The sequence below is a fragment of the Liquorilactobacillus uvarum DSM 19971 genome, from assembly GCF_001434935.1.
Classification (GTDB): Bacteria; Bacillota; Bacilli; order Lactobacillales; family Lactobacillaceae; genus Liquorilactobacillus; species Liquorilactobacillus uvarum.
The window spans coordinates 80,044-106,220 of the sequence record NZ_AZEG01000004.1 but is presented as its reverse complement, the minus strand read 5'-3'; the positions used below and the strand labels follow the sequence as shown (position 1 = coordinate 106,220).

Annotated in this window: 23 protein-coding genes; 17 read left to right on the top strand and 6 right to left on the bottom strand. The window is 37.4% G+C overall.

Annotated elements, in window-relative coordinates:
- Positions 1-2 precede the first annotated feature (2 nt).
- The 17 genes from rseP to FD20_RS03155 all read left to right on the top strand — a co-directional run bounded on the left by rseP (position 3) and on the right by FD20_RS03155 (position 22,295).
- On the top strand, positions 3-1,280 hold the full coding sequence (rseP, locus tag FD20_RS03235) for an RIP metalloprotease RseP (RefSeq protein ID WP_057736149.1): 1,278 nt from the start codon (positions 3-5) through the stop codon (positions 1,278-1,280).
- Positions 1,281-1,344: 64 nt separating this feature from the next.
- Positions 1,345-3,063 (top strand): proline--tRNA ligase, encoded by a 1,719-nt coding sequence (locus FD20_RS03230; RefSeq protein WP_057736148.1) that lies wholly within the window; start codon positions 1,345-1,347, stop codon positions 3,061-3,063.
- A 72-nt stretch (positions 3,064-3,135) separates the two neighbouring features.
- Positions 3,136-7,506 (top strand): PolC-type DNA polymerase III, encoded by a 4,371-nt coding sequence (locus FD20_RS03225; protein ID WP_420864735.1) that lies wholly within the window; start codon positions 3,136-3,138, stop codon positions 7,504-7,506.
- Positions 7,507-7,679: 173 nt separating this feature from the next.
- Positions 7,680-8,153, top strand: coding sequence for a ribosome maturation factor RimP (gene rimP, locus FD20_RS03220; RefSeq protein WP_057736146.1), 474 nt, complete (start codon positions 7,680-7,682; stop codon positions 8,151-8,153).
- A gap of 24 nt (positions 8,154-8,177) precedes the next feature.
- The gene (gene nusA, locus FD20_RS03215; protein ID WP_057736145.1) at positions 8,178-9,275 is read left to right on the top strand and encodes a transcription termination factor NusA; all 1,098 of its coding nucleotides are present in this window, start codon (positions 8,178-8,180) and stop codon (positions 9,273-9,275) included.
- A 13-nt stretch (positions 9,276-9,288) separates the two neighbouring features.
- Positions 9,289-9,591, top strand: coding sequence for an RNase P modulator RnpM (rnpM, locus tag FD20_RS03210; protein WP_057736144.1), 303 nt, complete (start codon positions 9,289-9,291; stop codon positions 9,589-9,591).
- Positions 9,581-9,883, top strand: coding sequence for a L7Ae/L30e/S12e/Gadd45 family ribosomal protein (locus FD20_RS03205; protein ID WP_057736143.1), 303 nt, complete (start codon positions 9,581-9,583; stop codon positions 9,881-9,883). The genes rnpM and FD20_RS03205 overlap by 11 nt, the downstream gene beginning before the upstream one ends.
- An 86-nt stretch (positions 9,884-9,969) precedes the next feature.
- Positions 9,970-12,495, top strand: a complete 2,526-nt coding sequence (infB, locus tag FD20_RS03200) for a translation initiation factor IF-2 (RefSeq protein ID WP_057736142.1) — start codon at positions 9,970-9,972, stop codon at positions 12,493-12,495.
- 36 nt (positions 12,496-12,531) lie between these two features.
- Complete coding sequence (rbfA, locus tag FD20_RS03195; protein WP_057736141.1) at positions 12,532-12,888, top strand: 30S ribosome-binding factor RbfA; 357 nt, start codon at positions 12,532-12,534, stop codon at positions 12,886-12,888.
- A 122-nt stretch (positions 12,889-13,010) separates the two neighbouring features.
- Positions 13,011-13,934, top strand: coding sequence for a tRNA pseudouridine(55) synthase TruB (gene truB, locus FD20_RS03190; protein WP_057736140.1), 924 nt, complete (start codon positions 13,011-13,013; stop codon positions 13,932-13,934).
- A 1-nt stretch (position 13,935) separates the two neighbouring features.
- Positions 13,936-14,895 (top strand): riboflavin biosynthesis protein RibF, encoded by a 960-nt coding sequence (gene ribF / locus FD20_RS03185; RefSeq protein WP_057736139.1) that lies wholly within the window; start codon positions 13,936-13,938, stop codon positions 14,893-14,895.
- 103 nt (positions 14,896-14,998) lie between these two features.
- On the top strand, positions 14,999-16,033 hold the full coding sequence (gene hrcA, locus FD20_RS03180) for a heat-inducible transcriptional repressor HrcA (RefSeq protein WP_057736138.1): 1,035 nt from the start codon (positions 14,999-15,001) through the stop codon (positions 16,031-16,033).
- 119 nt (positions 16,034-16,152) lie between these two features.
- Positions 16,153-16,692, top strand: coding sequence for a nucleotide exchange factor GrpE (gene grpE / locus FD20_RS03175; protein WP_057736204.1), 540 nt, complete (start codon positions 16,153-16,155; stop codon positions 16,690-16,692).
- Between the two features lie 27 nt (positions 16,693-16,719).
- Positions 16,720-18,570 carry a molecular chaperone DnaK gene (gene dnaK, locus FD20_RS03170; protein WP_057736137.1) on the top strand — a complete coding sequence of 617 codons (1,851 nt, stop codon included), beginning with the start codon at positions 16,720-16,722 and terminating at the stop codon, positions 18,568-18,570.
- 120 nt (positions 18,571-18,690) lie between these two features.
- Entirely contained in the window at positions 18,691-19,833 is a 1,143-nt protein-coding gene (gene dnaJ / locus FD20_RS03165) for a molecular chaperone DnaJ (RefSeq protein ID WP_057736136.1), read from the top strand.
- A gap of 179 nt (positions 19,834-20,012) precedes the next feature.
- Positions 20,013-21,836, top strand: coding sequence for a translation elongation factor 4 (lepA, locus tag FD20_RS03160; RefSeq protein ID WP_057736135.1), 1,824 nt, complete (start codon positions 20,013-20,015; stop codon positions 21,834-21,836).
- A gap of 192 nt (positions 21,837-22,028) precedes the next feature.
- Complete coding sequence (locus FD20_RS03155) at positions 22,029-22,295, top strand: SemiSWEET family transporter (protein WP_057736134.1); 267 nt, start codon at positions 22,029-22,031, stop codon at positions 22,293-22,295.
- 448 nt (positions 22,296-22,743) lie between these two features.
- Here the strand turns inward: FD20_RS03155 and FD20_RS03150 are convergent, their stop codons facing one another.
- The 6 genes from FD20_RS03150 to FD20_RS13660 all read right to left on the bottom strand — a co-directional run bounded on the left by FD20_RS03150 (position 22,744) and on the right by FD20_RS13660 (position 25,620).
- Complete coding sequence (locus FD20_RS03150; RefSeq protein WP_057736133.1) at positions 22,744-23,232, bottom strand: hypothetical protein; 489 nt, start codon at positions 23,230-23,232, stop codon at positions 22,744-22,746.
- A gap of 394 nt (positions 23,233-23,626) precedes the next feature.
- Entirely contained in the window at positions 23,627-24,100 is a 474-nt protein-coding gene (locus FD20_RS03145; RefSeq protein WP_057736203.1) for a glutathione peroxidase, read from the bottom strand.
- A gap of 191 nt (positions 24,101-24,291) precedes the next feature.
- Positions 24,292-24,684 (bottom strand): Asp23/Gls24 family envelope stress response protein, encoded by a 393-nt coding sequence (locus tag FD20_RS03140; RefSeq protein WP_057736132.1) that lies wholly within the window; start codon positions 24,682-24,684, stop codon positions 24,292-24,294.
- Positions 24,685-24,696: 12 nt separating this feature from the next.
- Entirely contained in the window at positions 24,697-24,888 is a 192-nt protein-coding gene (locus FD20_RS03135; protein ID WP_057736131.1) for a DUF2273 domain-containing protein, read from the bottom strand.
- Between the two features lie 14 nt (positions 24,889-24,902).
- Positions 24,903-25,454 (bottom strand): alkaline shock response membrane anchor protein AmaP, encoded by a 552-nt coding sequence (amaP, locus tag FD20_RS03130; protein ID WP_162255612.1) that lies wholly within the window; start codon positions 25,452-25,454, stop codon positions 24,903-24,905.
- Positions 25,455-25,482: 28 nt separating this feature from the next.
- A complete protein-coding gene (locus tag FD20_RS13660; RefSeq protein ID WP_164478840.1) occupies positions 25,483-25,620 on the bottom strand; it encodes a hypothetical protein in 138 nt (45 codons plus the stop codon).
- Between the last annotated feature and the right edge of the window lie 557 nt (positions 25,621-26,177).

Genomic DNA, 26,177 nt, shown 5'->3' with positions numbered 1-26,177 from the left:
ATATGATTATAACTATCGTTACTTTTATTATCATTTTTGGAATTCTTGTACTTGTGCATGAGTTCGGACATTTTTACTTTGCTAAGCGCGCAAATATACTTGTGCGTGAGTTTTCAATAGGAATGGGTCCTAAAATTTTTTCCTACCACAAAAATGCTACGACTTATACGATTCGAATCCTTCCCTTAGGGGGATATGTCAGAATGGCTGGCTTAGAGGAAAATGATGAGTCGCTAAAAGCAGGTAAACTTATCACGCTTATTTTTGATCAGCAGGAAAAAGTCACTAAGATAAATGCAAGCCAAAAAAAATTATTATTGAACGGGATTCCGCTTCAAGTCGTAAAATGGGACTTAGAAAAAGATCTATGGATCGAAGGCTATGAGAATGGCGATGAGGACCAGTATCATCGCTATTCTGTTTCCCATGATGCATCAATTATTGAAGATGATGGTACTGAAGTTAGAATTGCTCCGCTTGATGTACAATTTCAGTCTGCGAGATTACCGCAAAGAATGTTAACTAATTTTGCTGGGCCGCTTAACAATTTTATTTTAGCAATTGTCGCCTTTACACTAATCGCTATTTTGCAAGGCGGTGTGCTCAATTCAACAAATACGATTGGAAAGATAGTAGCCGATTCACCAGCTGCTAAAGCTGGTTTGAAAGCAAATGATACAATTGTTAAAGTTGACAATGTAAAAACGGACACATGGGAGAAATTAGTTACTCAAATTAGTGACAAAGGCGGGAAAAAGACAAATTTAATAGTAGAAAGAAACGGTAAAGAAAAGAGAATTAAGATAACACCTAAAACAAAAAATAGTAACGGACAAAAGGTTGGTCAGATTGGAATTGAATCTAAAATAAACAGAGATAGCTCCCCTTGGGCAATTATCACATATGGTTTTGCTGAGACATGGGGAATGATTGTGGCTATTTTTAGTGCTCTCATAGGGATGTTTACAAAGGGATTCAGCTTGAATGATCTTGGAGGACCTGTAGCAATGTACTCTTACACCTCACAAGCGGCAAAATATGGAATTGTGAATGTTATTCGCTTATTAGCGTTCTTATCAGTTAACTTAGGTGTAGTTAATCTGTTACCGATTCCGGCATTGGATGGTGGAAAGCTGTTATTAAACGTTGTTGAGGGAATTAGACGAAAACCAATATCACCTGAAAAAGAGGGAATCATTACATTGATTGGTTTCGGATTTTTAATGCTTCTAATGATACTTGTTACATGGAATGATATCCAGCGTTACTTCTTTAATTAGTCAAAAAGTTTTTTATGGAATGCAAATAGGCAATTAAGATAGGTTTATAAAGGAGATTTTTTGTATGAAACAGTCGAAAATATTAATTCCAACAATCAAAGAGGTGCCAAGCGATGCTGAAGCACTCAGTCATAAAATGATGCTGCGTGCGGGGTATATCAAGCAAATTACGGCAGGCATGTATGCTTATTTACCATTGGCACATAAAGTGCTGCGGAAAATCGAACAGATAATACGTGAGGAAATGGATAAAATCGATGCAGTAGAGATGTTGGTTCCAGCTATCATTCCTGCTGAGTTATGGAAAGAATCTGGTCGTTATGACACCTACGGACCATCAATGTTTAAACTAAAGGATCGACATAAGCGTGATTTTATTATGGGTCCGACACATGAAGAGACCTTTACTGCAATCATGCGGGATGCTGTTAAGTCATATAAAAAATTGCCTTTAACACTTTATCAGATCCAAATGAAGTATCGTGATGAGAATCGACCACGATTTGGTTTATTGCGTGGCCGTGAATTTCTGATGTATGATGGGTACTCATTTCATGCTGATCAAGAAAGCCTTGATAAAGTCTATCGCCAAATTGAAACGGCTTATCGGAATGTTTTTGAGCGTTGCGGATTAGACTTCAGGGGAATTATCGGTGATGCTGGGGCAATGGGAGGGCATGACTCGAAAGAATTTATGGCCATTGCAGATATTGGTGAAGATACTGTTGTCTATTCGGATCAGAGTGATTATGCGGCCAACCTTGAGATGGCAACAAATAAAAGAACTTTGCAAACTAAGCATGAAACGTTGCTGGAATTGAAAAAAGTCTCGACTCAAGCAGCAAAGACGGTTGAAGAAGTTGCAAAATCACTAGATGTTGAACAAAATAAAATAATTAAGACACTCCTTGTTATTGCTGATGAAAAGCCTGTTGCGGTACTTCTTCGGGGGACAGATGAGCTTAATGAGGTCAAGCTCAAAAATTATTTGAGTGCAAACATTATGCGTATGGCAAGTGATGCCGAAGCTAAAAAATATTTAGGGGCAGACTTTGGTTCGTTGGGTCCGGTTGGAATTAGCTCGGACATTCAGGTTATTGCTGATTTGGATGTTGAAATGATGAGTAATAGTGTTGTTGGTGCTAATGAAGATGGTTATCATTTACTGAATGCTAATATTGATCGTGATTTTAAAGTAGATGACTATATTGATTTGCGCCTAGTTAAGGAAGGCGAAATTGCTCCTGATGGTAAAGGTAGTCTGCACTTTACAAGAGGAATTGAAATCGGGCATATTTTCAAGCTAGGGACTAGATATTCTGAAACGCTTGGTGCTAATGTGCTCGATGAAAATGGAAGACAAAAACCAATTATCATGGGTTGTTATGGGATTGGAATTTCGCGGTTACTTTCAGCAATTGTTGAACAACATTGTGATGAAAATGGAATTATCTGGCCTCAGAATATAGCTCCTTTTGATGTGCATGTTATTCCTATTAATTCTAAAAATAAGGAGCAGATGGCTCTGGCTGAAGAAGCTGCATCTATTTTAAAAGAAGCTGGTTACAGTGTTTTATTTGACGACCGCAAAGCTAGAGCAGGAGTCAAATTTGCTGACTCGGATCTTATGGGATTACCAGTGAGAATTACCATAGGCAAGAAAGCAGAAGACGGCATTGTGGAGATCAAACTCCGAAAAAACGGTGAAACATTGGAAGTTAGAACAGATGAGCTGCTCAACTCTGTTACTATTTTGCTAAACGAGGAAAAAAAAGCTCAATAGGTTAAAATCCAGCAGCTAATTTAATAATAATTAATTAGGCTGAAATGAATGACAAATTTATTCCAGCCTTTTATGAATCGTAAAGGAAGGATAATCACTTTGAAACTTGATAAACGATTGTTGTTCCGTAAATTACTTGATCAGATCAAGTGGGAACCTTCTCCAGAGCAGGAAAAATATTTATCCGAAACAGAGATAAAGAAAGTTGAAGTGCATCGCAAATCCAAGCGGTGGGATTTTGTAATTCACACCAATGAGATATGGCCGTTTGCAATATTTCTTGAGTTTTGGCAGCATCTTGCATTAGGATTCAAAAACATCGCGGAGACAGATGTTTTTATTCAAATTGATTCACCGCATTTGAGTGATAAAAACCTAGGAGAATATTGGGAGTGGGTTGTTAAAAATTGCGGAATTAATTCACCTCTTGTTCAAGAGTTGTGCAATAGTAATGTTCCGTACCTTGATGAACAGCGCGTGATGTTTATTGCCGACAATGAAATTGTTAAACAATTCTTAACAACGCAAGCGTTAGGCCCAATTGAACAAGAGTACCAAAAACTCGGGTTTCCGGCTTTTTCTGTTCAAACTTTGATTGATCAATCAAAATCACAGAAAAAGATTAATGAATTTAAAGAAAGAAAAGCCAAAACTGATGCTGAACTTGCAAAAAAAGCAGTTGAAGCAATTAAAAAACAGAATAAGCAGAAAAAAGAAAATGAGGGAGCTTTACCCGTAATTGAAGGCCCAGTAATTTTGGGCAAAAAAATTGATAATAGAGAGCAACCACAGCAAATGGTTGATATTATCGAAGAAGAACGATCAGTGGTTGTACAAGGTTATATTTTTGATAAAGAAGTTCGCAAGTTACGTTCATCACGCGAGTTATTGATTATTAAAATAACTGATTACAGTTCATCAATAATTGTAAAGAAGTTTTCTCGAACAGACGAAGACGAAGCTTGTTTTAATGCAATTCAAGAAGGTCAATGGGTCAAGGTTCGTGGAAGTGTTCAAGAAGATAATTTTATGCATGACCTAGTTATAAATGCCTACGACATTAATCAAATACCACATAGCTCAAGAAAAGATACGGCACCTAAGAATGAAAAGAGGGTGGAATTGCATCTCCATACTAATATGAGTATGATGGATGCCACCAATAATATTACAAGTTATGTCGAACAAGCGGCCAAATGGGGGCAAAAAGCAATTGCGGTTACAGATCATAGTACGTTGCAGGCTTTTCCAGAGGCTCATACTGCAGGTCAAAAAAACAATGTAAAAATTTTATACGGTGTTGAAGCTAATGTCGTTGATGACGGAACACCGATCGGATACAATAATGCACATATATTACTGAAAGATGCTACTTACGTTGTTTTTGATACCGAAACAACAGGACTCTCTGCCCGCTACGATAAAGTGATTGAGTTGTCTGCTGTTAAGATGAACAAAGGAAACGTGATTGATCAGTTTGAAGAATTTATTGATCCAGGACATCCACTTTCTCAGACGACGATTAATTTGACAAGTATCACGGATGACATGGTTCGTGGATCCAAAAGCGAAGAAGAAGTTTTTAAGTTATTTCAGGCATTTTGTAAGGATTCTATTATTGTAGGACATAATGCGACTTTTGATGTTGACTTTATGAACACGGGATACACGCGATATAATTTACCACTAATTCAGGAACCTTGGATCGATACATTGACGTTGGCTCGTTTGTTATACCCGCAATTGAAAAGCTTTCGTTTGAACAAATTGACAAAAATGTTGAATGTTAACTTGGAACATCATCATCGGGCTATTTATGATGCTGAAGCAACTGGTCATATCTATTTTGCAATGCTAAAAGAAGCCAATGAAAAATATCATATAGAGTATCATGATCAGCTGAATAATTATTTAGGTGATAGTGCAGCTTATAAGCATGAACATCCTTTCCATGCCATGATTATGGCAGTTAATCAGACTGGCTTAAAGAATCTTTTCAAACTAGCTTCAATATCGATGGTTAAATACTTTTATCGCATACCACGATTGCCACGATCTGAACTAACTAAGTATCGTGAAGGCTTAATAGTCGGATCTGCTTGTTCGAGCGGTGAAGTTTTTACTGCAATGATGCAAAAGGGATATAGTGAAGCAAAGAAAAAAGCAATGTTTTACGATTATCTGGAAATACAGCCTAAACCGCTGTATGCTCCGCTGTTAGAACAAGAGCTGATCAAGGATACACAGGATTTGGAAGAGATAATCAAAAATATGGTTGATCTCGGAAAAGAATTGAAAAAGCCAGTAGTTGCAACTGGAGATGTTCATTTTCTGAATAAAGAAGATGCTATTTACCGTAAAATTCTGATTCATTCACAGGGTGGAGCTAACCCGTTAAACAGAATTAAACAGTTACCGGATGCACATTTCAGAACAACCGATGAAATGTTAGACGAGTTTTCTTTCTTGGGAGAAGAGACAGCAAAAAAAGTTGTTATCGATGACCCTAATATAATCAAAGATATGACGGATGAAATAACTCCTGTTAAAGATAAATTATATACTCCAAAAATGGATGGGGCAGAAGATCAAATTAAAGAGTTGACAATGGACAAGGCACATGAGCTCTATGGTGAAAATCTTCCTGAAATTGTGCAAAAACGATTGGATAAAGAATTGAAAAGTGTTATAGGAAATGGTTTTTCGGTTATTTATCTGATTGCGCAGAAACTAGTTTTTAAGTCAAATAAAGATGGATATTTGGTTGGTTCGCGAGGGTCTGTCGGCTCAAGTTTAGTTGCGACGATGGCCGGAATTACAGAGGTCAACCCTCTGCCGCCTCATTATCGCTGCCCTAAATGCAAGTGGAGTCATTTTTACGAAAAAGGTGAATATGGATCTGGCTACGATTTACCTGAAAAGAAGTGTCCAAATTGCGAAACTGAATTGGTTAAAGATGGGCATGATATACCGTTTGAGACCTTTCTCGGATTCTATGGTAACAAAGTGCCTGATATTGATTTAAACTTTTCAGGGGATTATCAACCAATTGCGCATAACTACACTAAAGTTTTGTTCGGTGAAAAGAATGTTTACCGTGCGGGCACAATTGGAACAGTGGCTGATAAAACAGCTTATGGCTATGTAAAGGCGTACGAACGTGACACGGAACAAACACTGCGAAATGCGGAAATTGATCGTCTTGCAAAAGGTGCTACTGGCGTTAAAAGGACAACTGGTCAGCATCCGGCTGGAATTATTGTTGTACCTGACTACATGGATATTTATGATTTTACACCTATTCAATATCCAGCTGATGATCTGTCGGCTGCGTGGCAGACAACTCATTTTGATTTTCATTCAATTCATGATAATATTTTGAAACTAGACATTCTGGGACATGATGATCCAACAATGATTAGAATGCTACAGGATCTTTCTGGAATTGATCCTAAAACTATTCCACCGACTGATCCGGGTATAATGCAGCTGTTTTCAGGAACTGAAATTTTAAATGTGACACCTGAACAGATTAACTCAAATACAGGAACGTTAGGAATTCCAGAATTCGGGACACGCTTTGTTCGTGGGATGTTGGAAGAAACTGAACCCAAGACTTTTTCTGAATTATTGAAAATTTCAGGTTTGTCGCACGGGACTGATGTTTGGCTGGGTAACGCTGAAGAATTGATTAAAAATGGAACAGTTACAATGCCAGAAGTTATCGGATGTCGTGATGATATTATGATGGATTTAATTCATATGGGTGTTGAAGCCGATCGAGCTTTCAAGATAATGGAACATGTGAGAAAGGGACGTGGAATACCGGATGATTGGCAGCAGGATATGCGGGACGCCAAGGTTCCAGAATGGTATATTGATGCTTGTTTAAAGATTAAATATATGTTCCCTAAAGCTCATGCTGCGGCCTATGTTATGATGGCGCTGCGCATTGCGTACTTTAAAGTTTATTTTCCGCTTCTTTATTACTCTGCATACTTCAGTGTTCGTGCGGATGATTTTGATCTAGTAGCCATGTCGCGTGGTAAGGAGGCTGTCAAGGCTGCTATGAAGGAGATTACAGATAAAGGTATGGATGCCTCAACGAAAGAAAAAAATCTTTTGACTGTACTAGAACTGGCCAATGAGATGTTGGAACGTGGTTTTAAGTTCCAAATGGTTGAACTTAAAAAATCTGACGTTTCCGCTTGGAAGATTGATGGTAAAAGTTTGATTGCACCATTCAATGCGGTTCCTGGGTTAGGCACTAATGTTGCAAAACAAATAGTAGCTGCACGTGAAGAAAGACCATTTTTATCAAAAGAAGATCTTGCTAAAAGAGGAAAAGTTTCCAAAACATTAATTGATTTTATGACTGAAAATCATGTTTTAGATGATTTACCGGATGAAAACCAGTTAAGTTTATTTGATTCAATGTTTTAATCGCTGTCAAAAAGGTGTTTTTTTCAGTAGGCACAGTTGTTTAGGATGTTTTTTTATGGTAAAATTAACCTTGTGATTAAATAACTCGTTAAGAGTGAGCAGTGATGCTCGCTCTTTTTATTGCAACTACTGAAGTATTGGTAGAATCGGAAAAGTTATAAGGAGGTCAATGCGTGAGTACCGTAGTAAAGACAATTACTGAGCTAGTTACGCCTATTTTAGAAGCAAATAATTTCGAATTGGTCGACGTTGAATTTGTAAAGGAAGGTAAGAGCTGGTATCTGCGTGTTTTTATCGATAAAGAAAATGGGATTAACATTGAAGAATGTGCTTTGGTAAGTGATCAGCTAAGTGAAAAACTTGACTCTTGTGACCCTGATCCGATTCCCCAAGCATACTATCTTGAAGTTTCTTCTCCAGGAGCGGAACGTCCGCTAAAGAGACCGCGCGATTTTGAAAGAGCGCTGAATAAATATATTCATGTTTCACTGTATCAACAGCTTAATGGGTCAAAAGCATATGAGGGGACCTTGACTGGTTTGGACGATACAGAACTAACGCTTGAATATATGGACAAAACACGAAAAAAGACAGTTAAAATAAATCGTAAACAGATAGCCCAAGCGCGCTTGGCCATCAAATTCTAAATACCATTAAGGAGAAAAAGTAAGATGAGCAAGGAATTATTGAATGCCTTAGATGCATTAGAAAAGGAAAAAGGTATAAAAAAGCAAGTTGTCCTCGATGCGCTTGAAGCTGCTTTAGTATCGGCTTATAAACGCAATTACGGGCAAGCTCAGAATGTTGAAGTTGATTTCGATCAAAATGGCGGGGATATACATGTCTATGCTGTCAAAGAAGTTGTTGACGAAGTGTTCGATTCGCGTTTGGAGGTAGGAATTAAGGATGCTCTCCAAATCAACAAAGCGTATGAGGTTGGAGATACTATCCGCTTTGAAGTAACACCTAAGAACTTTGGAAGAATAGCTGCCCAAACTGCTAAACAAGTCATAATGCAAAGAGTGCGCGAAGCAGAACGCGGAATTGTCTATGATGAATATATTCAATATGAGAATGAGATTGTAACAGGTGAAGTAGAAAGGCATGATCATCGCTATGTTTACGTAAATCTAGGACGTGTTGAAGCTGTTCTATCACATCAAGATCAGATTCCAGGCGAAGAATATAAGCCGCATGATCGTATCAAAGTTTATATTTACAAGGTGGAGAACACTTCTAAAGGACCACAAGTTTTTGTTAGCCGCTCACATCCAGATCTTTTAAAACGTCTTTTTGAACAAGAAATCCCAGAAATCTTTGATGGAACAGTGGAAATTGTTTCAATCGCACGTGAGGCCGGTGATCGTGCTAAGGTAGCTGTGCGTTCGAACAGTGAAGGCGTTGATCCGGTTGGAACATGTGTAGGGCCTCGTGGTGAACGCGTTCAAGTCATTGTTAATGAATTGAAGGGCGAAAATATGGATATCGTTGAGTGGCGTGACGAACCTGCAGATTTTATAAGCAATGCATTAAATCCTGCTGAGGTTTTAAACGTTGTTTTTGATCCGCAAAATGAGCGTGCTTGCACAGTAGTAGTTCCAGATGATCAACTTTCACTTGCTATAGGCAAGAAAGGGCAAAATGCTCGGCTTGCAGCTAAATTGACTGGTTTTAAAATTGATATCAAATCTGAATCAGAATTTGGACAAAAGAGTAATTTTGATGGAAATGAAGAAGTTACAACGGATCAATCTATTGACAATAACTAAAGGGGGTATTTAAATGGCTCGTAAGCGAAAGATACCAATGCGCAAAGATATTGTTACTGGTGAAATGAAACCTAAAAAAGAACTTGTGCGTATAGTTAAAAATAAAGAAAATGAAGTCAGCCTTGATCCAACTGGAAAAAAAGCTGGGCGCGGTGCATATATCTGTTTAAATGTTGATGTTGCTAAAAAAGCTCAGACTGAACGAACATTTGATAAGGTCTTTGAAACTAAGATTCCCGATGAATTTTACGAGGAGTTAGTTAAATACGTTGACCATCAGGCGGCGCGGCGTGAGTTGTTTGGAAATGAAAAATAAACAGAAAGTACTTCAATTGTTAGGGCTCGCTCGACGTGCAGGCAAGCTTACAACTGGTGATGAAAATGTTTTAAAAAAAGTCCGTACACAAAAAACATACTTTGTTTTTGTGGCGAGTGATTGTTCCGAAGCTACACTCAAAAAATATACAGATAAATGCCAAAGTTATCACATCACGATGAACAGTAGTTTTACACAAGTTGAGCTTAGTAATGCTATTGGAATACAACGTAAGATTGTTTCGGTCGATGATAGTGGCTTTAGTCGGAAATTTACTTTATTATTAGAGTGAGAGTAATAATTTATAACCCTGGATTGTTATACTTGAACAATAGCTCTGTAAAAGATTTTATTTAATTAAGATAGGAGTGTGAATGTATGGGGAAAAAGCGAATTTATCAATTAGCCAAGGAATTAGATGTCAATAGTAAAGCAGTTATTGAAGCTGCGCGACAAAAAGGATTCTCAGTCAGCAATCATATGTCAACTATTGGTGATAATGAAGAACGGCAATTACGTGAAGCGTTAACAAAAAAAACAGTGAAAAATGTAAGTAAAACTAAATCTTCTGCTAAAAATGATCAGCAATCCAACCATCATAGCAGTTTACAGAAAAAAACAGCAAATATTCAGAAAAATAATCATAAAAATGAGGTAAAGTCTATTTCTAATAAAAGTGATCAATCTCTAAAAACAAAGAAACCAGCGTCAAACAGTAATAATCAACAGAACCGTAGCAGCAACAGTCAACAGAACCGTAGCAGCAATAGTCAACAGAACCGTAGCAGCAATAGTCAACAGAGTCGCAGTAACAATAGTCAACAGAACCGTAGCAGCAATAGTCAACAGAGTCGCAGTAACAATAGTCAACAGAACCGTAGCAGCAATAGTCAACAGAGTCGCAGTAGCAACAGTCAACAGAACCGTAGTAGCAACAGTCAACAGAGTCATAACAGCAATACCAGTGGTCAACGCCAGAGTCAGAGCTCTGGTAATCGTTCAAATAATAGTCGTTTTGGAAATAACCGTTACAACCAGTATGGGCAAAATAAATTCAGCAATAAAAAACGACGCAAGAATAAAAAAGGCAATCGACGCCAAGAAAATAAGAAACCTGCTGTTCCACCGCGCAAAGATCGTCCATTGCCAGAAACACTTGTTTATACGGTTGGCATGAATGTCGCAGATATTGCAAAAAAAATTCATCGTGAGCCAGCTGAAATAATTAAAAAGCTCTTTATGATGGGTGTTATGGTTAACCAAAATCAGTCATTAGATAAAGACACAATCGAGATTCTAGCTGCTGATTACGGAATCAAGGCCGAGGAAAAAGTTGAAGTTGATGTTGCTGATATCGACAAATTTTTTGAAGAAGAACAAGAGAATAAAAAGCATCTTGTACCTCGTCCACCTGTAGTTACTATCATGGGGCACGTTGATCATGGGAAGACAACACTATTGGACAAACTTCGTCACACTCATGTAACAGAAGGAGAGGCTGGCGGAATAACACAACATATTGGTGCTTATCAAGTAGAGCATGATAACAAGACAATTACTTTCCTTGATACACCTGGACATGCTGCATTTACGAATATGCGTGCACGTGGTGCAGATATTACAGATATTACAGTTTTAGTTGTCGCAGCTGACGATGGAGTTATGCCACAAACGATTGAGGCAATTAACCATGCGAAGGCAGCTGAGGTTCCAATTATCGTAGCGGTTAATAAGATTGATAAACCAGGTGCAAATCCTAACCATGTAATGGAACAGTTGGCAGAATATGAATTAATTCCTGAAAATTGGGGTGGAGACACAATTTTTGTTGAAATCTCAGCTAAATTTGGAAAAAATTTGGATGAATTGCTAGATATGATCCTTCTTGAAGCAGAAGTTCTTGAACTTAGAGCAAATTCAAAACAGCATGGTGCTGGATCTGTTATTGAAGCTCGTCTTGATAAAGGAAAAGGGACTGTTGCGTCACTTTTGGTTCAGCAAGGTACATTACATGTTGGTGACCCAATTGTTGTTGGAAATGCATTTGGGCGTGTTAGAACAATGATTAATGATAAAGGTCAGCAGATTGAAAAAGCGTTACCGGCGACCCCAGTTGAAATCACTGGCTTGAATGATGTTCCAGATTCCGGCGATCGTTTCATTGTTTTCGAAGATGAAAAAACAGCACGTGCGGCTGGTGAAGAACGAGCAAAACGTGCGTTAATGAAAGAACGCAGTAATACACATCACGTTACATTGGACAACCTATTTGATTCTCTCAAAGAAGGCGAATTGAAAGAGGTTAATGTGATTATCAAAGCGGATGTGCAGGGATCAGTTGAGGCTTTGGCAGGAAGTTTGAAAAAAATTGAAGTTGAAGGCGTAAGAGTAAACATTATTCATCAAGCTGCAGGTGCAATAAATGAAAGTGATGTTACTTTAGCTGAAGCATCAAATGCTATTATCATTGGATTTAACGTTCGTCCTACACCGCAGGCAAAATCTCAAGCAGATAGTGATAAAGTTGACATTCGGCTGCATCGCGTTATTTATCAAGCTATTGATGAGATTGAGACAGCTATGAAGGGAATGCTTGAACCTGTATATCAAGAAAAAGTTACGGGTCAAGTTGAAATACGTGAAATTTATAAGGTGTCAAAAATTGGTACAATTGGCGGTGGATATGTGACTGATGGTTATATTCAACGCGAAAGTGGTATTCGAATTATTCGTGAAGGAATTGTTATTTACGAGGGTAAACTTGCTAGCTTGAAACGCTTTAAAGATGATGTTAAACAGGTTAAGCAAGGGTTTGAATGTGGCTTGATGATTGAAAAATACAATGATATCAAAGTTGGCGATCAAATTGAAGCTTTCATTATGGAAGAAGTTCCCGCTGATTAGAATGAAAAATGATATGTGTGTAAGGGGGAAATCATAATGGCACAAAATTATCGTGTTGGGCGTTTGTCCCAAGAGATTCAAAAAGAAGTCAGTGATATTTTGATGAGAAGAGTTCGTGATCCGCGTGTTCAAGGTGTTACCGTCACGGGAGTTGAAGTAACAGGTGACTTGCAGCAGGCAACGATTTATTACAGTATTTTATCCGAGCTTGCATCTGATGGTGAAAAAACACAGATTGGGTTGGACAAGGCGACTGGACTAATCCGGCGTGAATTAGGAGCTAGGTTGAGTATCTATGTGACACCCGAGATAAAATTCGAACGTGATGAATCGGTTCAATATGGCGATAAAATCGACCGCCTTTTGAATAAGCTGCATCATTCAGAAGAATAATGTTGTTTGAATTGAGCAAAGTCCCGTGTTTTTGAATATTAAAAAGAAGGGGTGGAGTTGATTCCACTCTCTTTTTTGTAGTAAAGCAAAAAACATTAGTACGCATTACTGGGAGGAAAAATATGAACGGCATCTTGCCTTTGTATAAAGAACGTGGCATGACAAGTAACGATTGTGTCTTTAAGTGCCGTAAGATTTTTAAAACCAAACGTGTTGGTCATAGTGGCACATTGGATCCAAATGTTGATGGTGTTCTGCCTATCTGTGTTGGAAAAGCTACAAAAGTTGTCAATTATTTAATGGATTCAGGAAAGGTTTATATTGGTGAAATTACGTTGGGCTTTGCCACAACAACTGAAGATCTTGAAGGGAAAATTGTTGCTGAACAAAAGTTGACAAAAAAATTTTCAGTAGAAGAAATAGATGAAGCGATGCGAGCATTGACGGGAGAATTGATACAGATTCCACCAATGTATTCTGCAATCAAGGTTAATGGACGAAGGTTATACGAGTATGCCCGTGCTGGTGAAGAAGTTGAGCGACCACGCAGAAAGGTTTCAGTTGCTTATTTTAAACAAACTAACTCCTCAGAATTTGACAATGAAAGAGGACAGCAAAAAATTTATTTTGAAGTTGGTTGCGGAAAAGGAACTTATGTCAGAACACTGGCAGCCGATTTGGGTAAAAAGCTTGGAGTACCTGCTGTGATGTCGGATTTAACAAGATTATCAAGTGGTGGTTTTACAATTGGTCAGGCAGTTAAATTGGATGATCTGAAAGAGGAGGCAACAAAAGGCGGACTTGAAAAACAACTCTTTCCGATCGATCATGCTTTGAAAAAATTCCCGCACCATACTTTAACAGAGGTACAATGGGGAATCGTGAAAAATGGAGGTTTTCTAATCCCTAAGTATTTACACGATGAAAAGCGGCCGACAATTGTGTTGATGTATAAAAATCAGGCCAAAGCTCTCTATTGTTTTAACCAAGAGAAAGAACGTTATCAGCCTGAACAAATGATTGACTTGACTGAAGGAGAAATTTAATGTGCAAGTAATTTATTTAGATGAACCGTTTAATAAGAAAATTATATATTCAGCACCTACAGTTTTAGCATTAGGTTTTTTTGACGGTGTTCACCTAGGTCACCAACAGGTAATAAGAGTAGCAAAAAAGGAAGCAGAAAAAAGGGGTTTAAAATTAGCAGTAATGACTCTTGATAGACATCCTTCAATTGCTTTTCAGAATGTTCCGCAAAATAGTGTAAAGTATCTAACACCTTTAAAGCGCAAATTGGAATTGTTTGTCAAATTGGGTGCAGATATAACGTATGTTGTAGCTCTAAATGAAAAAATTGTACCAATGGGGCCGCAGGAATTTGTAGACAAGTATATGGTGGGTTTGAATGCTGCCGCAGTGGTTGCTGGTGAAGATTATACTTATGGTAAAAAAAATATCGCAAATATGCAGACACTTGCGGAATATAGCAAAAATAGATTTGAGATTATTACTGTCCCGTATTTAAAAAAGAATGGTAGTAAAGTAGGATCGACAGCCGTTCGCAAGTATATTGATACTGGAGATTTATCCAATGCGAATAAGCTGTTGGGTTATACTTATCAGACATCAGGTGTGGTAGTACATGGAAAACAGCGGGGGAGGAAACTTGGTTTCCCAACAATCAATCTGAATATCTCAAATAATGAGCGGATTCCAGGTGAAGGAATTTATGCTGTTAAGGTAACAATTGTTGGCAAAACGGTTCTTGGAATGGCTTCGATTGGTCGCAATGAGACTTTCGGTAAAGGCCAGGAACAAACAGTTGAAATAAATCTCTTTGATTTTTCCCAAACGGTATATAGTGAAGAAGCTGTTGTTCAATGGTATTGCAAATTGCGGGAACAGCAAAAGTTTCCTGATGCGAAAAGCCTGATCTTGCAGTTAAAGAAGGACAAGCAAAATACACTCAATCATTTTAAAGAAAAACAAATTGGTATTTATGACTGATATTTGTTGACTATTCTTGACTTATTAGAAAACTTCTTGTATATTAATAATTGACTTAGCACTCAACAAGGCCAAGTGCTAAGTGCCAAGTGAGGTGATTGTGATGCTAACAGAAAGGCAGTTATTGATTCTTGAAACGATTATTCAGGACTATACCGATGTTGGTCGACCAATAGGATCAAAAGCTTTAGAGCGTCAGTTACCGGTGCATGTCAGTTCAGCGACTATTCGAAATGAGATGTCAGTGTTAGAGCGGTTAGGACTTGTCAACAAGGAACATTCATCATCTGGGAGAGTTCCTTCGTTGAAGGGATATCGTTACTATGTTGATAACCTAGTCAAACCTGATGCAACCGATAAACAAACGCTAGAAAGCATTCGAACATCTTTTGGCAGTCAGTTTTTTAAGAGCGATGAAATTTTAGCTGAGTCAGCACAGATTTTATCGGAAATGACCAATTATACAGCGATTGCCTTCAAGCCAGAATCCAGTGATGTTTTCTTACAGGGATTTAGAGTTATGCCGATGGGAAAGCAACGCGTTATGGTTATTTTAGCCATGAGCGATGGAACAGTGGAGAGTCAAATCTTTAATCTCCCTAAACATATCAATGGTGAAGAACTTGAAGCGATGGTACGTGTCATTAATGATCAAGTTGTTGGGCTGCCAATTGCTCAAGTGGTTAATAAACTGCATGAGAGTATTCCATTGTTATTACATTATGTTCATCAACCAAGGGGTTTCTTGGATGTTTTTGGGAAAATTTTAGATAAAGCCGCACAAGACCAGTTTTTCATTGGTGGAAAATTGAACTTGTTGAACTTTGTTGAGAATGGTGATATTGATCAAATCAAAACCTTGTATTCATTGATTGATCGTTATGATGACATCAATGATTTGATTGGTAATTCTGGTGAAAATATTCAAGTCAAAATTGGCAATGAGCTGACTAATAGTTCGTTAGCAAATTACAGTTTGATCTCGGCAACCTACGATGTTGACCAACATGGCAAGGGACTAATTGCTCTGTTGGGGCCGACTAATATGCCTTATTCAAAAATGATTGGGTTATTAGGAACATTACGCGAAGAATTAGCAAGCAGGCTGTTGGATTACTATAATTTATATGATGAATAAGGAAAAGGGGTGTTCACTTGTCCGAAAAAAGTACACAAGATGGTGTAAAATTAAATAAAAAGAATTCTCCAAAAGAGCAGTCAGAAAAGAAAACAGTTCAGTTTGAAGATACAGATGAGCTGAAAGAGACTGTTTCTTCTCAAAAGCAAGATAGCAAGAGCGCGAAGGTTTCTGAAGAGAAATCCGAAGACAAACATGAAGAGTTACAAAAAGAATTAACCGAACTGAAACAAAAGTATGATAAGTTGGAAGATAAGTATCTTCGTGCCGAAGCGGAAATGGCTAATATGCACACTCGTTTTAAAAAAGAGCAGGAAAGATTGCTCAAATATGATGGACAGAGCCTTGCAAAGGATGTACTGCCAGTGATTGACAATCTAAATCGGGCTTTGAAGATTGAAGTTGAAGATGATGCTTCAAAACAAATTAAACGAGGTATTGAACTTGTCTTTAAGGATATGGAGAAGGCTTTAACTTCTAACCATATTGTTAAAATTGAAGCGCTTGGTCAACCTTTTGATCCGACAAAACATCAAGCTGTCAAGTCGGTTCAGGCTGAAGATGGTCAAAAGGCCGAAACTGTTGTTGAAGTGTTTCAAGATGGATATATGTTAAAAGATCGCGTGCTGAGACCTGCTATGGTCGCAGTCGCTCAATAAAAATAAATTAAAAGAGGTTGAGAGTATATGTCAAAGATTATTGGTATTGATTTAGGGACAACTAACTCTGCCGTTGCTGTTCTTGAAGGTAAAGAAGCCAAGATTATTACGAATCCGGAAGGAAATCGGACAACACCTTCTGTTGTTTCATTCAAAAATGGTGAAACACAAGTTGGGGAAGTTGCAAAGCGTCAGGCTATAACAAACCCTAATACAGTAGCATCGATCAAGCGTCACATGGGTGAGGCTGGGTACAAAGTAAAAGTTGAAAATAAGGAATATACACCACAAGAAATTTCAGCAATGATTCTTCAATACATTAAGGATTACGCTGAGTCTTACTTGGGTGAATCAGTTTCGCAAGCTGTTATTACTGTTCCAGCATACTTTAATGATGCACAACGTCAAGCAACCAAGGATGCCGGTAAGATTGCTGGTTTAAAAGTTGAAAGAATTGTTAACGAGCCAACAGCTGCAGCGTTAGCTTATGGTTTAGACAAGACTGACAAAGATGAGAAAATTTTGGTCTTTGACCTTGGTGGTGGAACTTTTGATGTTTCCATCCTTGAATTAGGTGACGGTGTTTTTGAAGTCCTTTCAACAAATGGTGATACACATCTTGGTGGGGATGATTTCGATAAGAAGATCATGGATTGGTTGACAGATGAATTTAAGAAAGAAAATGGTATCGATCTGTCAAATGACAAGATGGCAATGCAACGGTTGAAGGATGCAGCTGAAAAGGCAAAGAAAGATCTTTCTGGTATTTCAAGTGCTCAAATCAGCTTACCATTTATTACAGCAGGTGAGAATGGTCCTTTGCATTTAGAAAAAACATTGACTCGTGCGAAATTTGATGAGTTAACATCAGATTTGGTTGAGCGTACTAAGGTTCCAGTACGTAATGCTTTGAAGGATGCTGACTTAACAATGTCTGACATCGATGAAGTTATTTTGGTTGGTGGTTCAACACGTATACCAGCTGTTCAAGCTGCAGTTGAAGCTGAAACAAATCATAAACCAAATCAATCTGTTAATCCTGATGAAGCTGTTGCTTTAGGGGCAGCTGTTCAAGGAGGGGTTATCACAGGTGATGTTAAGGATGTTGTTCTGCTTGATGTAACGCCATTATCATTGGGTATCGAAACAATGGGCGGTGTATTTACCAAGTTGATTGATCGTAATACGACAATTCCTACAAGCAAATCTCAAGTATTTTCAACCGCTGCTGATAATCAACCAGCTGTTGATATTCATGTGCTACAAGGTGAACGTCCAATGGCTGCGGATAATAAAACTCTCGGTCGTTTCCAATTGACAGATATTCCGGCTGCTCCTCGTGGGGTTCCTCAGATTGAAGTTAAATTTGATATTGATAAAAACGGTATCGTTAATGTTTCAGCCAAAGATTTGGGCACGAACAAGGAACAAAAGATTACTATCAAGAGTTCATCCGGACTTTCTGATGAAGAAATCGAACGAATGGTTAAAGAAGCTAAAGAGAATGAAGATAACGATAAGAAACGTAAAGAAGAAGTTGATTTGAAAAATGAAGTTGATCAATTGCTCTTTACAACGGACAAGACGTTAAAAGATGTTAAGGGCAAGGTTTCTGACGAAGAAATCAAGAAAGCAGAAGAAGCACGTGATGCTTTGAAGAAAGCTCAAGAAGCCAATAATGTCGATGACATGAAAGCTAAAAAAGACGATTTGAACAAGATCATTCAAGACTTGTCGGTCAAACTTTATCAGCAGGCTCAACAAGCACAGCAAGCTCAGGCGGGTAAAGATGGCGATTCTGCAAAGAGCGATGACAATAAAGACGATGGTACGGTTGATGGTGACTTTAAAGAGGTCGACCCAGACGATAAAAAATAATCGCAGGGACAAGTAAATGAAAAGTCAAAGGCCGGTACGGACTTTGACTTTTTATTTAGCATTGCTTATGGTACGCTAGTCTTAGTTAGACTTCTTACTTACTATTATTGGAGGAAAAAAATGGCAGAAAACAGAGATCCATATGAGGTTTTAGGTGTTTCAAAAGATGCCTCTGCTGCTGAAATCAAAAAAGCATATCGGAAATTGTCGAAGAAATATCATCCTGATTTAAATAAAGAGCCAGGAGCAGAAGAAAAGTTCAAAGAGGTAAATGAAGCATATGAGATTCTGAGCGATCCTCAGAAGAAAGCACAGTATGATCAATATGGTTCTACTGGTGGACAACAAGGCTTTGGTGGCGGAGCTGGCGGCTTCGGCGGTTTTGGTGATTTTGGCGGTGGTGGAGCTGGCGGTTTTGAGGATATTTTCAGCTCATTTTTTGGTGGCGGTTCTTCATCACGGTCACGCAATGCTCCACGCCAAGGACGAGATCTTCAGTATGAAATGACCCTTACGTTTGAAGAAGCTATTTTTGGTAAGAAAACGAGTATAGAATATACGCGTAATGCGGTATGTAAAACTTGCGGCGGTAGCGGTGCTAAGAAGGGGACATCAGTTGACACGTGTTCTAAGTGTAATGGTACCGGTGTGATTCAGGCTGCTCGTCAAACACCGTTAGGTCGTGTGATGACACAGCAAGAGTGTGATGTTTGTCATGGTAAAGGAAAGATTATTAAAGAAAAATGTACTACTTGTGGCGGGGAAGGCATCACTCGTGAAAAACATAGGGTTGAGGTTAATATTCCAGCAGGTGTTGAAGATGGCAATCAGATGCGTCTTCAAGGGCAAGGTGAAGCTGGTGAAAATGATGGACCTTACGGTGATTTATATATTGTCTTTAACGTTAAACCAAGTAAGACATTTGAACGTGATGGTTCTGAAATTTTCTTCAATCTCCCAATCAGCTTTGTTCAAGCAACATTGGGTGATGAAGTTATGGTGAAAACTGTACACGGTGATGTCAAGATGAAAATTCCTGCCGGTACACAAACAGGGACGATTTTCCGTTTACGCGGCAAAGGAGCTCCTAAGTTGCGTAGCGATGGTAACGGTGATCAACATGTAACTGTACAGGTCCAAACGCCTAAAACTCTCAATCAGAAACAAAGAGAGGCTCTGAAGTCATTTGCAGAAGCTAGTGGCGAAAAAGTTACAGGTGAAGAATCTTTCTTTGAAAAATTAAAGAAACGCAAGAAACGTTAATTTTTAACTTAAAAAGGAGCCTTGAGGTGTCCCAATATTTGGGTATTTCAAGGCTTTTTGATAATTTAGAATAGAATAAAAAGTTAAAGAAAGAGCTTAATTGTATTTGATAGTTTGCGTTGGTATAATTGAGTTTAGATTACGAATTATGTCTGGTTGAAAGAAAGTAGGAAATACGAATGGATATCGAAGAAATGAAAGAGCGTCAAAAACACATTCGCAATTTTTCCATTGTTGCACATATAGATCATGGTAAATCAACTTTAGCAGATCGAATACTTGAAATGACTGATACGGTTTCCAAACGTGAAATGCAGAATCAGCTTTTAGACTCAATGGATCTTGAAAGAGAACGTGGAATAACAATTAAGTTAAATGCTGTTGAGCTGCATTATCATGCTAAAAATGGTGAAATGTATATTTTCCATTTAATTGACACGCCAGGTCATGTTGATTTCTCATATGAGGTTTCAAGAAGTTTGGCCGCTTGTGAAGGTGCTGTATTGGTTGTTGATGCGGCGCAAGGTGTTGAAGCTCAGACTTTGGCGAATGTTTATCTGGCTATTGATGATGATCTTGAAATTGTTCCAGTTATCAATAAAATTGATCTTCCATCCGCACGTCCAGAAGAAGTCCGTCAAGAAATTGAGGATGTAATCGGTTTGGATGCATCGGAGGCAGTTCTTGCTAGTGCCAAACAAGGCATCGGAATTGAAGAAATTTTGGAAAAGGTTGTTCATGAGGTTCCAGCTCCTGATGGTGATTTGAATGCTCCGTTGAAGGCATTGATTTTTGATTCGGTGTACGATGACTATCGTGGTGTTGTTTTAAGTATTCGGGTTTTTGAAGGAACTGTCGAACCAGGGGATCGTATTCGTTTGATGAATACCAACACTGAATATGAAGTTACTGAAGTCGGGGTTAACTCACCCAAACCTTTAAAACGGGATATTTTGATGGCTGGGGATGTTGGGTATTTAACAGCTAGCATTAAAGACATTCAAGATACACGTGTTGGGGATACTGTTACGAATGCTGACAATCCGGCTGAAAAAGCACTTGAAGGCTATCGTGAAATGGTTCCTATGGTTTATTCTGGACTGTATCCGACTGACAATGCCAAGTATAACGATTTGCGTGAGGCGCTTGAAAAATTACAATTGAATGATGCAGCCCTTGAGTTTGAACCAGAAACTTCGCAAGCATTGGGATTTGGTTTTAGGTGTGGCTTTTTAGGTTTATTGCATATGGATGTTGTTCAAGAAAGGCTTGAACGTGAGTTTAACATGGATTTGATTACAACTGCTCCTTCTGTTACTTATGATGTTGAGCTGACTGATGGAACGCATAAAAAAGTTGATAATCCAGCTGCGATGCCTGAAGCCTCGAGTATCAAACAAATTAATGAACCATTTGTTAAGGCAACTATCATGGTCCCTAATGATTATGTAGGGGCTGTAATGGAACTTTGTCAGCGGAAGCGCGGAAATTTCTTGACAATGGACTATTTGGACGAATATCGTGTAAACGTGCTTTATGAAATGCCGCTGTCAGAGATTATTTTTGATTTTTTTGATAAATTGAAATCGAGTACCCGCGGCTATGCATCGCTTGATTACGACTTAGATGGAACGAGACCGAGTGATCTTGTTAAAATTGATATTTTATTGAATGGAGATAAAGTTGATGCTCTAAGCTTTATTTCCCATCGTCAGTTTTCAGCAGAAAGGGGCCGAACGATAGCATCTCGGCTAAAAGAGATTATTCCACGTCAAAACTTTGAAGTTCCGATTCAAGCTGCAATCGGGGCAAAGATAGTTGCAAGAACTAACATTAAGGCTTATCGAAAGGATGTTACTGCTAAGATTCATACAGGTGATCCTGATCGGCGTGCTAAACTGCTAGAAAAGCAAAAACGTGGCAAGAAGAGGATGAAGTCGGTTGGCACCGTAGAGGTACCTCAGGAAGCCTTTATGGCCGTTTTGAAAACGGACGAAGAGTGATTTTTTCTTTCTTTCTTTTGCCTTGCTTTCTTTTACACTTGTGATTATAATGGCTGAATATTTTGCTTAACTGTTTCTGAAAATAACCTTTTTTAATTTCTAGTATTTTTTGACCATTTGCATTATGCGCAATAAATCTATACAATTTGGAATGTGTACTTAGATAATTGTTAAACCGAGGAGGTTCTTTTTTTGGAGCAAGAAACTAAATTTATCCGTATTTTAGGAAGAGTTGCGACAATTTTAGCAGTATTGATGTACGTATCTTATATCCCGCAGATTATGAGCAACTTACAAGGTAATTATGGCAATCCGATTCAACCTTTAGTTGCAGCGGTGAACTGCACATTTTGGTGTGTTTATGCGTATTTCAAAAGGAATCGTGATTGGCCGGTTTTTTGGGCTAATCTTCCTGGAATATTTTTTGGAATATTTGCTTTTATTACAGCTCTTCATTAAGGGATAAGTGGGGTTGACTATTGTTCAATAAAAAAATATATTTTTTAAAAGCCAGCGTTAAGCTGGTTTTTTTAGTAGACTGAAATGCGATAAAATTCTGGACATAATAAAAAGGCAATGAGCAACCCAACTCATAGCCTAGTGTTAGATAGCAACTAACTAACACCCAAAGTATAATATGTCGGTGTACGAAATACAATACCAAATGTAAAAACAATGGAGAAAAATTATCTTTAAGCAGTTATATTAATTAAATAAATATCTTTTTGCAAGAAAATGCAATATATTTAGCAGTTGTAGTTGTTCGGTTCTTTTCTTAAATAAACACTATAAAAGCCCCTTGTGAGGATACATTATTCCCGAATTCTTATTACTTTTGAGAAAATGTATTAAAAACACAAAAGGTTTTGAATTTTACAGTAATATATTAAAATAACAACGAGCAGAATTAGTCATCTTGGACTTTTGAAGCATGATGAACAGATTTATAAGGTCCCTCAAAATGAGTTTTTTGTCGATGATTGGTCCGCAAATACTCCAAATGATTATCATTTTTGTTTGCTTTAGCAATTGGAACTTGATTTTTGTATGAGCGGACATACAAAATCTCAGTAACATTTAGCGACAACAATACTGCACCAAGAACTATTAATGATTTAGCAATTTTCCAGTTCTTTAAGATGTGGTAATGTTTAGTGGCCCTTTGCAAGATCACAGCCAGCAACAAGATAAAAAGACTTAATAAAGTTGCTCTTAGAAGATGAGTCCGTGAAAGTATACAGAAAAAGGTAACTGCAAATGATGAAACAAACATCGTTATTGTTTTCTTGTAATGTCTATTTTTAGTTGAAAAAACAATCAAAAAAACTGCGCTAACCATAAATACCAGCATGGCTATCAGAAAAATCCACGTGGTACCACTGTCTATAAGACGCAATTTAATTTCCCCCTTAATTAATGAATCATTATCTAAACATGAATATCTGCAAGAATACCTGCCTGCCAATACACAAAATATACACGACAATACAAATAACGTGTATACAATTAGATTACCACTTTTAGGTGGAATTAGACAAATATATTTTATAATATTGGTCTAAAAATTTTTTTGAAATTTTAAAAAACGTTCCAAGTGTGAATTTGAAATAAGGAAAAAGGGAGTTTTTTTAAATAAAAGTATGGGATATGAGATAGATGATAGATGTTTTGTTTTTTTCAATAAAATAAGAAGGGACTTCTAAGAACTGACACGAGTTTCAGGAATCTTATAAAGTACAAGTATTAAGTACACTACAGTTGTGCTTTTAATGAAAGAAACTTTTCAATTTCTATTGTAATAATTGCTCAATATCTGGTGCAATTTTTAGAGGATCAGTAGTAGGTGCATAACGCTTAACGGGAATGCCTTTTTTATTAATTAGAAATTTTGTAAAATTCCATTTAATTGCTTTACTAAGTATGCCATTTTCTTTTGTAGTCAAATATTTGAATAAAGGTAAGGCTTTCTCGCCATTAACATCATTAATTTGATGCATTGGAAATGTAACACCATAGGTAATGCGGCACGTTTCGGCAGCTTCTTGACTATTTTTGACTTCTTGATGAAACTGATTTGAAGGAAAACCCAAAACAATAAGCCCTTTATCTTGATATTGTTTGTACAACTGCTCAAGCTTTTTAAATTGAGGAGCAAGCCCGCATTTTGTGGCTGTATTCACAATCAACAGTGGGTGACCAGCGTAGCGTTCTAACAAATATTTTTCACCGTTATCTGCAGTTACTTCAAAGCTATAAACTGACATTTTATTTTCTCCTTTAGCATATTTAGCATAATTTTTGATTTCTTTGCTGAAATTGCAAACATCTATTTGTTTTGATAACAAATTGAAAAATTTTAGAGAGCAAATCCCCTTGCTGCAATATAGCATTGCAAGCAAAGGGGACAAGGCCTAAAGTAAAATTTTATTATAATAGGTTTATCTTAATAAAATTTTTATTCTTTTGAATTATTTTCATCTTTTAGTTCAGCTTTTGTTTTTACATCGTTGATGTGTAACTCAAACTCTACTAAAGTTAGACCAGTCATTTCTTTTAAGGCTTGTTTAACCTTAGCCAATACTTCTTTAAAAATCTGGGTAGCATTCTTTCCGTATTCGATCGTGGCATCTAATTTTAAGGAAACCTGCTGTTCACCAACATCCGCATCGATACCTTTAGTGGTATCTGAACCTGGTGTAAAGCGATCAGTTAATTCACTAAAAACATTACCATCAAGTGAAATAACGCCCTCAACTTGATTTGCTGTAATACCTGCGATTTTTTTGATAACCTGATCATCGAAGGTTAATTTTGTTTTCAATTGTTCACTAGTAGTATTCATTGCCATTATTTTTTCCTCCTAATTAGTTAGCTTATCTAGCAGTTTGACGAGCAAGCTTTTAAAGGTCCAGCCTTGCAAGTCCAGCCAGGCACCAAATGATATGCCTATTCCGATAGAGATCACGATAACTATCATTTTCCAGAACCCAAAAGTAATCCATGTAACACTGACTAACAGACCGATAAGGGCCCCAACATATCTTAATTTCATTAGACCTCCCTCCCTCATATAACTGTCACTTTGTCGCCTTCACTGTAAGGTGAAAGTTTTAAAGTCAGATGTTTTACGCCAATATTCAAAATTTGTTCCAGATTGGTTTGGATTGTTTTTGAAATATCCTTCTCTAAACTGTCTAAATCAGTCTCATTGATCAACTTTCCTGTAATTTTGACTTTGGCCTGTCGCTTGTTCTTTAAAAGTTTGAGCTTGATATCAATATTTGCAATATCATATTCTTTAGAAAGTACAAGCCTTAGGTTTTGCTCAACAGCGGAACGATCAATCATGAGACGATTGGTGTGGTCTTGGAAGATTACAAGTTGATTTGAAGTTCGATGGCTGAACAAGCCAGTACCTAGAAAAATGAAGCCCACGAGAACAATAAAAACCTGACTAAAGAGCAACAAGAGCTGACCATCTTCAGTATCAGATAGCCATTGATTCAAGGAATAGAATTGACTTAAATCGAAATAATAAGTGTGTAGTATCACGAGAATACCAATGACGATCTGCAATAACCCAACCAATATTACGAAACTTTTTTTCCATGCCGGCAATTCATCACCTCCCATGCTGGAGTATATATTAGTGGATTATCTTCCTGAGCTTTTCGCCCAAGGAGTCAATTCGCTTAGCAGCAAAAATTGTTCCTCCAATTAAGACACCACCGACGATTAATGTACTAGCCAGCATGAACTTAAAGACTGATTTTAACGCATCCATTTTTTCACCTCCAAAGATAAAAAGACAAGCCCTAAAAAATAGGGATACAATAAGAACGCTATCATCTTTCAACCCAATGATAGGTTAAATTGAATCAAAAATGCAACTAAAGTGCTTTTGTATTTGTTGATTGAACTATTAAACTCTTTAGATGATACAAATATGAAGAGGTAACATTTGGAATCTAGTGTATAGTTTAAAAATTCATCAAATGGTATGCTTTTTGATTTTTTAAATTAAGAGAGTGGATCTTTTATTGATGAGGTTTAATTGGGTGATATTTTAAGCTAGCTTTCAAAACAAGCTGAAACATAAACTTTGTAAAATAAATTTAATCGAACTTTTAATAGATACGTATTTTTTTAAATTTTGCTACGCATGAAAATGATAATTATTAATGTGTAGCCTAATTAATAGTATTATTGCATAATACAACATTTTAATTTGTGATATGCAATTTTTAAAAAATGAACAAAAAAAGGCCAGCTGGCTTAAAGAGAGCTTGACCTAAAAGGAATATATAATGTTAAATATCATAGGTTAAAAACAAAAAAACA

What these genes read in the sequence shown, in the direction of transcription:
- rseP (WP_057736149.1), top strand. Translation starts at nt 3, where the DNA reads ATGATTATAACTATCGTTACTTTTATTATCATTTTTGGAATTCTTGTA.
- FD20_RS03230 (WP_057736148.1), top strand. Translation starts at nt 1,345, where the DNA reads ATGAAACAGTCGAAAATATTAATTCCAACAATCAAAGAGGTGCCAAGC.
- FD20_RS03225 (WP_420864735.1), top strand. Translation starts at nt 3,136, where the DNA reads ATGAATCGTAAAGGAAGGATAATCACTTTGAAACTTGATAAACGATTG.
- nusA (WP_057736145.1), top strand. Translation starts at nt 8,178, where the DNA reads ATGAGCAAGGAATTATTGAATGCCTTAGATGCATTAGAAAAGGAAAAA.
- rnpM (WP_057736144.1), top strand. Translation starts at nt 9,289, where the DNA reads ATGGCTCGTAAGCGAAAGATACCAATGCGCAAAGATATTGTTACTGGT.
- FD20_RS03205 (WP_057736143.1), top strand. Translation starts at nt 9,581, where the DNA reads ATGAAAAATAAACAGAAAGTACTTCAATTGTTAGGGCTCGCTCGACGT.
- infB (WP_057736142.1), top strand. Translation starts at nt 9,970, where the DNA reads ATGGGGAAAAAGCGAATTTATCAATTAGCCAAGGAATTAGATGTCAAT.
- rbfA (WP_057736141.1), top strand. Translation starts at nt 12,532, where the DNA reads ATGGCACAAAATTATCGTGTTGGGCGTTTGTCCCAAGAGATTCAAAAA.
- truB (WP_057736140.1), top strand. Translation starts at nt 13,011, where the DNA reads ATGAACGGCATCTTGCCTTTGTATAAAGAACGTGGCATGACAAGTAAC.
- hrcA (WP_057736138.1), top strand. Translation starts at nt 14,999, where the DNA reads ATGCTAACAGAAAGGCAGTTATTGATTCTTGAAACGATTATTCAGGAC.
- dnaK (WP_057736137.1), top strand. Translation starts at nt 16,720, where the DNA reads ATGTCAAAGATTATTGGTATTGATTTAGGGACAACTAACTCTGCCGTT.
- dnaJ (WP_057736136.1), top strand. Translation starts at nt 18,691, where the DNA reads ATGGCAGAAAACAGAGATCCATATGAGGTTTTAGGTGTTTCAAAAGAT.
- lepA (WP_057736135.1), top strand. Translation starts at nt 20,013, where the DNA reads ATGGATATCGAAGAAATGAAAGAGCGTCAAAAACACATTCGCAATTTT.
- FD20_RS03145 (WP_057736203.1), bottom strand. Translation starts at nt 24,100, where the DNA reads ATGTCAGTTTATAGCTTTGAAGTAACTGCAGATAACGGTGAAAAATAT.
- FD20_RS03140 (WP_057736132.1), bottom strand. Translation starts at nt 24,684, where the DNA reads ATGGCAATGAATACTACTAGTGAACAATTGAAAACAAAATTAACCTTC.
- FD20_RS03135 (WP_057736131.1), bottom strand. Translation starts at nt 24,888, where the DNA reads ATGAAATTAAGATATGTTGGGGCCCTTATCGGTCTGTTAGTCAGTGTT.
- FD20_RS13660 (WP_164478840.1), bottom strand. Translation starts at nt 25,620, where the DNA reads ATGGATGCGTTAAAATCAGTCTTTAAGTTCATGCTGGCTAGTACATTA.